The 402-nt window shown below is 43.8% G+C and carries 1 protein-coding gene; it reads right to left on the bottom strand.

What is annotated here, in order from left to right:
- A partial coding sequence (locus A3762_RS05480; RefSeq protein WP_197469051.1) for an NADP-dependent isocitrate dehydrogenase occupies nucleotides 1-402 on the bottom strand: 402 nt, incomplete at both ends.

Here is a 402-nt window from a genome sequence, read left to right on the forward strand (position 1 = left end):
GATCATCGATGCATCATGTGGACGCTCTGGGTCTAACCAGAATACTGCAGGCATACCGCTAGCACGTGCACGAGTAACGGCTAATTTCACCCAATCTTGGATTGGAAGATCTTTTGTCTGGCACATACGCCAAATATCACCCTTCTCAACATCGTGAGAAAGCAAGACATTGCCCGCATCATCAATAACACGAATAGTTCCATCTGCTTCAAGCTCAAATGTCTTATCGTGCGAACCATATTCTTCTGCTTTTTGAGCCATCAAACCAACGTTTGGAACCGTGCCCATAGTCACTGGATCAAAGTTATCGTGATGCTTACAGAAGTTGATAATTTCTTGGTAAATAGTCGCGTAGGTACTCTCTGGAATAACCGCTTTGGTATCTTTTAACTTACCATCGGT

The organism is Oleiphilus sp. HI0125 (assembly GCF_001635355.1).